Annotated in this window: 4 protein-coding genes; 3 read left to right on the forward strand and 1 reads right to left on the reverse strand. The window is 61.8% G+C overall.

Annotated elements, in window-relative coordinates; all coding sequences use genetic code 11:
• Positions 1 to 55: 55 nt before the first annotated feature.
• Positions 56 to 550 (reverse strand): TetR family transcriptional regulator, encoded by a 495-nt coding sequence (locus GGQ89_RS19485; protein WP_006949668.1) that lies wholly within the window; start codon positions 548 to 550, stop codon positions 56 to 58.
• A gap of 433 nt (positions 551 to 983) precedes the next feature.
• On the opposite strand from GGQ89_RS19485, the gene GGQ89_RS19490 reads away from it, so the two are divergent.
• The 3 genes from GGQ89_RS19490 to GGQ89_RS19500 form a co-directional block, all read left to right on the forward strand.
• Positions 984 to 3,206, forward strand: coding sequence for a TonB-dependent receptor (locus tag GGQ89_RS19490; RefSeq protein ID WP_184107127.1), 2,223 nt, complete (start codon positions 984 to 986; stop codon positions 3,204 to 3,206).
• Positions 3,207 to 3,244: 38 nt separating this feature from the next.
• Entirely contained in the window at positions 3,245 to 4,540 is a 1,296-nt protein-coding gene (locus GGQ89_RS19495) for a metallophosphoesterase family protein (RefSeq protein WP_184107129.1), read from the forward strand.
• Between the two features lie 606 nt (positions 4,541 to 5,146).
• The coding region (locus tag GGQ89_RS19500; protein WP_184107131.1) for an ArdC family protein at positions 5,147 to 5,907 on the forward strand (761 nt) is incomplete at its 3' end.

The following is a 5,907-nucleotide window of genomic DNA, read 5'->3' on the forward strand; positions in this document are numbered from 1 at the left end:
ATCCAGGCCAACCTCGTGTGACACTATCCCCAACGTCACCGCTGACACATCACCATCAATGTCGCTGACCAGTCACCGACGATGTCGCGCTACACGCATCCACGCTTTCGCCATGGCGGATTGCCAGATCGCGCCAGAACGCCGTTTCAGCGAACATTTCCTCGCGCAGCGCCTCTTCGATAGCGGTCTGACCGCTGGCGACGGCCTCGTTCTCCAGTTCCTGCAAAAGTGCCATCACCATACGGCCGGTGCTCAACCGATCCTGCAACAGCGACGTGAACACGTGATCAAGCTCGGCCCACCTCGGGGCACCCTCTTCCTGTAAAGCGGCCTGCGACTGCCGCCAGCGGCTAGATACCGCGATAGCCTTGAACGCGATCTGCGCGATGAGCCGCTCGCGATTGCCGATGTGGTAATTGATTGCCGACGGGCTCATTCCTGTCTTTCGCGCCAGACTTCGTGCGCTGAGCGCTGCCAGACCGCTCTCTTCGGCAAGGTCATACGCGGCCTCACTCATCCGCTCTGCCTGGGGCGAGGCTTCATCGGACATATATCGCAAGCGACTCAAACCTGACACCCTTCTGTACAGCCGTTCGAATTAAGCTCCGCCCGAATTCGGCTGGCTTTCCCAATCTAGATAGAGCCTCACCACACCGTTGCCAAGTTTGCTCCCTGAGCAGGACGGCATCGCGCATATCGCTTCGCCGACGGCGCATCCGCACAGGATACCCACGAGCGTTTCTCCGGCTGTCATAGAAGATTCACACGATACACCTACCTGTACAGCCGTTCGATTCGGGCAGGGGGTCCTATGAAGTATTCACACATCCATCGATGGGCGGGGTCCCGGCGTATGCCGCAACGGCCTGTCGTCTCCGACTAGGCCCCTCATTGTCCTGAGCGACGCGAGATCCACCCCCGATCCGGGCGGTGGCCGATGTCGCTCGCCCTCTTCTGACATACATGTTCCAAGGACTGATTTCATGGCCAGCTCATCGCAGCACAAGTTCCGCCGCGTTCATCTGCTATCCTCCGCCTTCGCTTCCCTGACGATCGCGGCTCCCCCGGCTTACGCCGCCGACGATCCTGTCGAGGCAGGTGGCGACATCATCGTCACGGCCCAGAAACGCGACCAGCGGCTGATCGATGTTCCATCGGCAGTCAGCGTCCTGTCTCCAGAGGCACTGCGCGAAGCGGGCGTGAAGGACTTGATCGACGCCTCGCGCCTGACTCCCGGCGTGGTCGTGTCACCCCAGATTTCCGGCGGTCGCACCATCCAGACCTTCACCATTCGCGGCATCGGCTATGATGATTTCCGGCCCAACGGCAATCCGTCCGCCGCCGTCAGCATCGACGGCGCCTATCAGGGTTCGGCGGCGCTGGTCGGCGGACAGATGTTCGATGTCGAACGCATAGAGATATTGAAGGGGCCGCAGGGCACGCTCTACGGCCAGAACACCACGGCGGGCGCGGTCAACATCATCTCGCGCCAGCCCACGGACACATGGGAGGGGGAGGCGCGCGTCGAATATGGCCGCTTCAACTCCTGGCGCGCGGAAGCTGGGGCGGGCGGCGCTCTGGCCGATGGCGTCAAGCTGCGGGTGGCGGGCGTCTTCGACCGCACCGACGGGTTCATGACCAATATCGGCACGCGCGGTGTCAGTGGATCGGCCAATCCTGCCGTCCCCGCGCTCGCCGATCCCGGCGTCAACACCGAGGCCAATCGCTCCCAATATTACGGCGGTCGCGCGATATTGCTGCTGGAGCCGACCGACGGCACAACGGTCACGCTTAATGCCCATGGTTTCCATGAATCCGGCGCGGTGCAATTTTTCGAGCGCACCGCCACGGTGCGCGGTTTTGCGCCGCTGGCGCCCTTTACGACCGATTCCGCCATCGATCCGTCGCTCGACAAGACCAGCTATGGCGGATCGGTCACGCTGAACCAGAAGATCGGCGGTGATATGCTGCTGGTCGCCATTCTCGGCTGGGAAAAGTTGAAGCAGCAATATTCTGCTGCGGGCGACGTGGTTCCGACGCGGATCAACGACATCATCTATCGCGACAATGTAGAGCAGGGGACGGCGGAACTACGCCTCCAGAATGCGACGCCCGGCCGGTTCGACTGGGTGGTGGGTGCAACGGCTTACAGGGACAAGGTGCGGCTGCGCAGTAACCTCGACCTGACCGATTTCGTGCTGAGCGTGCTGTCCGCCGACTATATCCAGCGACGCCGCAGCGTCGCGGGATTTGCCGATGGCAGCGTCAGGCTGGGCAGTCACTGGAAGATCGGCGCGGGCCTGCGCTACACCCATGATGAAAGCCGGTTCGACGGATCGACCGTCGACCTCAATCCCTTCGGTGTGAGCATCGCCCCGGCCGTTTTCGGTCCCATGCCATTCAATTTCAGCCGGACCTTCTCCGACAACAGCCTGTCGGGCCGCCTGAATGTCAGTTACGAAATCTCGCCGTCCGCGACCGCTTATGTTTCGGTCAGCCGGGGGTTCAAGGCGGGTGGTTTCGACGGATCGACCTCCGTCACCCTCCCCGAAACCGATCCGTTCAAGTCGGAGCGGGTCTGGACCTATGAGGCGGGCGTCAAATTCCTGCCGCGCGGCGGCCCGGTGCAGATCGATGCGTCGGTCTATTACAACGACTTCAACAATCTTCAGGCGAGCCTCAACAAGCTCATCAACGGCCTGCCCACCAATATCCGCACCAATGTGGGCAGCGCTCGCACCTATGGCGCGGAAGCGAATATCACGGTCCGACCGCTACACGGGCTGGAAATACAGGGCGGCGTCTCGCTTCTCGATAGCAAAATACTCGACATGCGTTCGGGCAATGCGGCGGAGAGGTTACGGCGCATCGGCAATGAACTGCCCTTTGCGCCGAAGATGACGCTGACCGGTTCGATCCGCTATGCGATACCGCTGGGCGGCGACAGGGTGCTGACGCCGTCGGTCAATGGCCGCTTCGTCGACGATTATTACACCGAACTCGACAATTACCAGCCGATCAAGGGCTATTTCCTTGGCAATGCGCAGATGGAACTGGCATTTGCCGAAAGGATGACGGTGGGGGCATGGGTTCGCAACTTCACCAATAAAAGATACGCGACGACCCTTTACGTGGCTCCGCCCGTCTACGCGGCATTCCGCGGCGCGCCGCGCACTTATGGCGTTTCGCTCGGCTACACTTTCTGATCAGCCAACCAACATACAAGCAACTATTGGAGTTTAACATGACCCTCCTTGGCCATTGGACGCGGCAAATTGCGTTCTCATCGGTGGCGGCTATGGCGCTCGCTGCCGGGACAGCCGCCCAGGCGAACAGCCATGACGATAGTTTCACGATCGCGGTGTTGCCCGACACGCAAAACTATATCGACTACACACACCAGAAGGTCGAAGGATTTCCGTTCGATGCCAGCCAGCAATTCCTCGAGCAGATGGAATATGTTGCTGCAAATGTCGAAAGCGTCGGCGGCGACATCGCTTTCGTCACCTCCCTGGGAGACGTCTGGCAGCACCAGTCGCTGACGATGGATCCCGCGCATATCGCCCGTGGATTCAAAAGCGCGCCGAACCCGTTCTTCGACGAGCATCTTGCGCCCACGCCAAAGGTGAAGACCGTCGAGATGCCGATGGCTCTCAAGGGCTATCAGATGATAGCGGGAAAAGTGCCCTTCTCGGTCGTGCCGGGCAATCACGATCATGACGCCATGTGGACCGATATCAATCATCCGCCCGCAAAAGAGTTCAAGGACATGTCGAGCGTCGGAATGGTGCACGCCGGCGGCACGGCGAACTTCGTTTCGGTTTTCGGCAAGGACACGCCGTTCTTCAAGGGAAAGAAATGGTACGTCGATTCTTTCAATGGCGGCGCTAACAGCGCCCAGATCTTCGTCGCCGGCGGTTACCGATTCCTGCATATAGGACTGCAGTTCCACGCGCCCAACGCCGCCCTCGAATGGGCTGCGCGCGTGGTCAAGACGTACCCCGGCCTGCCAACGATCATCTCGACCCACGACTACATGATGAGCAATGGCGAGCGGTTGGCCAATCCGATCATCGACAATCATGCCGTCGATCCCGACGACAATACCCCGCAGATGATCTGGGACAAATTCATCAAGCAGCACGATCAGATCTTTATGGTTCTGTGCGGCCACGAGAACGGGCAGGCGTTCCGCATCGACAGCAACGAATTCGGCCACAAGGTCTATCAAATCCTGTCGGATTATCAGGATCGCAACCAGACGGTAAAGGATGCGGGGCTAGCTCCAACGTTGTTCAATGGCATAGGTGACGGCTGGCTGCGGTTGATGAGGTTCGAGATGGAAGCCGCAACGCCAAAGGTCAGGGTGGAGACATATTCGACGCACTACCGGAAGCGTAGCCGCGAAACGGCGCAATACGCCGCCTGGTATCGAGACCATGAGCAGCCGGGCAAAACCGATGAGGCGTTTCACGACAGCGACGACTTCGCTTTCGACCTGACCGACTTCAAAGCGCGGTTTGCCAAGACGGCGCGGTAACACTCAAACCCACCGGGTCGGATGGGTTTGCTCCCCGCCGACCCTTCGGCTTTCTCATCGACGGGCCGCGCGGCGCGCGTCGATCCATATAGCAATACGCTTGGATGCCGCCGGCGGGCGCGATCCCGAGCGTGTTGGCCTGGTCGCATCGACCGGTAAACGCTCATCGCCCCTAACTTCACAATCAATCCGCAAACCAATTTGCGGGCCATCCGCTGCATCTTTCATCGAAAGCTGCGGACGTCGGGCCGCCCGCCTCACGGCGCCGCGCTCTATGCTTCGGCTCTGCCTGCGCACCGAGCCCCTTGCGGGTCTCGGCCGGAGGTGACGATCGCCTGGCGGATGACCATCTTCGCCGGTCGATGTCGTCGCGGCAGGGCCGCGGCGTTGTTGGTGGGCCTTCCCGAATAGCGGGTGCGGGCGTCGCTTCCTCCTAGGCCCGCCACGGCGCGCCGCAAGCCTGCCGGCTGCTCCACTTGCGTTACGCCCCTGCGCTTGTCGCTGGGGTGCGGCCCGCCGCTCGAAGCGGGCCTTTCCGGTCGCTCTTCGCCGCCCACCCCCGCTTTCCGGGGAGGCATGCTGCTTTAGCGAAGAGGAGTTGCAGTGATGCGTTCGAACAACCGGCCTCGTGTGCGTGGAGAGGTCGCGAAGAGCGCGGCCACAGAGCCGCGACCCAGCCTTTACGACGAGGTGACCACCAGGATCGTGGCGGAGCTGGAGGCGGGGCGGTTCCCTTGGGTCCAGCCATGGGGGAGCACAGGAACCGCAGCGCCGGGCCTGCCACGCAACGCCGTGACGAGCCGCACCTACAGCGGCGTCAACATACTGCTATTGTGGGCGGCCTGCATCGCGCACGGCCATGCCTCGCAAAGCTGGCTGACTTTCCGGCAGGCCGTTGCGGCGGGAGGCTGCGTCCGCAAGGGCGAGCGCGGGGTCACAGTGGTCTACGCCGATCGTTTCATTCCCAAAGGCGAGGCGGAACGCGCGGCGCGCGAGGACGAGGACGCGCGGGCCGTACCGTTCCTCAAGCGCTTCACCGTTTTCAATGTCGCGCAGTGCGAGGGTTTGCAACCCGGTCTGGCCTGCGACCCCGCGCCGCTGCCCGAGCGCAAGATCGTGCCCATTGCCGAAGCGCTCATTGCCGCGACCGGCGTGGACCTGCGCGTCGGCGGGGACAAGGCCTATTATGCTCCATCCGCCGACTACGTGGCGGTGCCGCCCCAAGTCGCCTTCTTCGACCAGATCAACTACTACCGCACCTGCCTTCATGAGGTAGGTAACATCGCAAGTGTCCTTGTCGCGGGCGGCGCGGGCGAGGGTGCTGTAGAACGATACCTCCGCCATCTTCACTGCGGCGAGCAAAGCCC

Source organism: Sphingomonas yabuuchiae (genome assembly GCF_014199595.1).
Classification (GTDB): Bacteria; Pseudomonadota; Alphaproteobacteria; order Sphingomonadales; family Sphingomonadaceae; genus Sphingomonas; species Sphingomonas yabuuchiae.

Excerpts from the sequence above, each read along its gene's own strand:
- GGQ89_RS19485 (WP_006949668.1), bottom strand. The coding sequence starts at position 550 with ATGTCCGATGAAGCCTCGCCCCAGGCAGAGCGGATGAGTGAGGCCGCG.
- GGQ89_RS19495 (WP_184107129.1), top strand. The coding sequence starts at position 3,245 with ATGACCCTCCTTGGCCATTGGACGCGGCAAATTGCGTTCTCATCGGTG.
- GGQ89_RS19490 (WP_184107127.1), top strand. The coding sequence starts at position 984 with ATGGCCAGCTCATCGCAGCACAAGTTCCGCCGCGTTCATCTGCTATCC.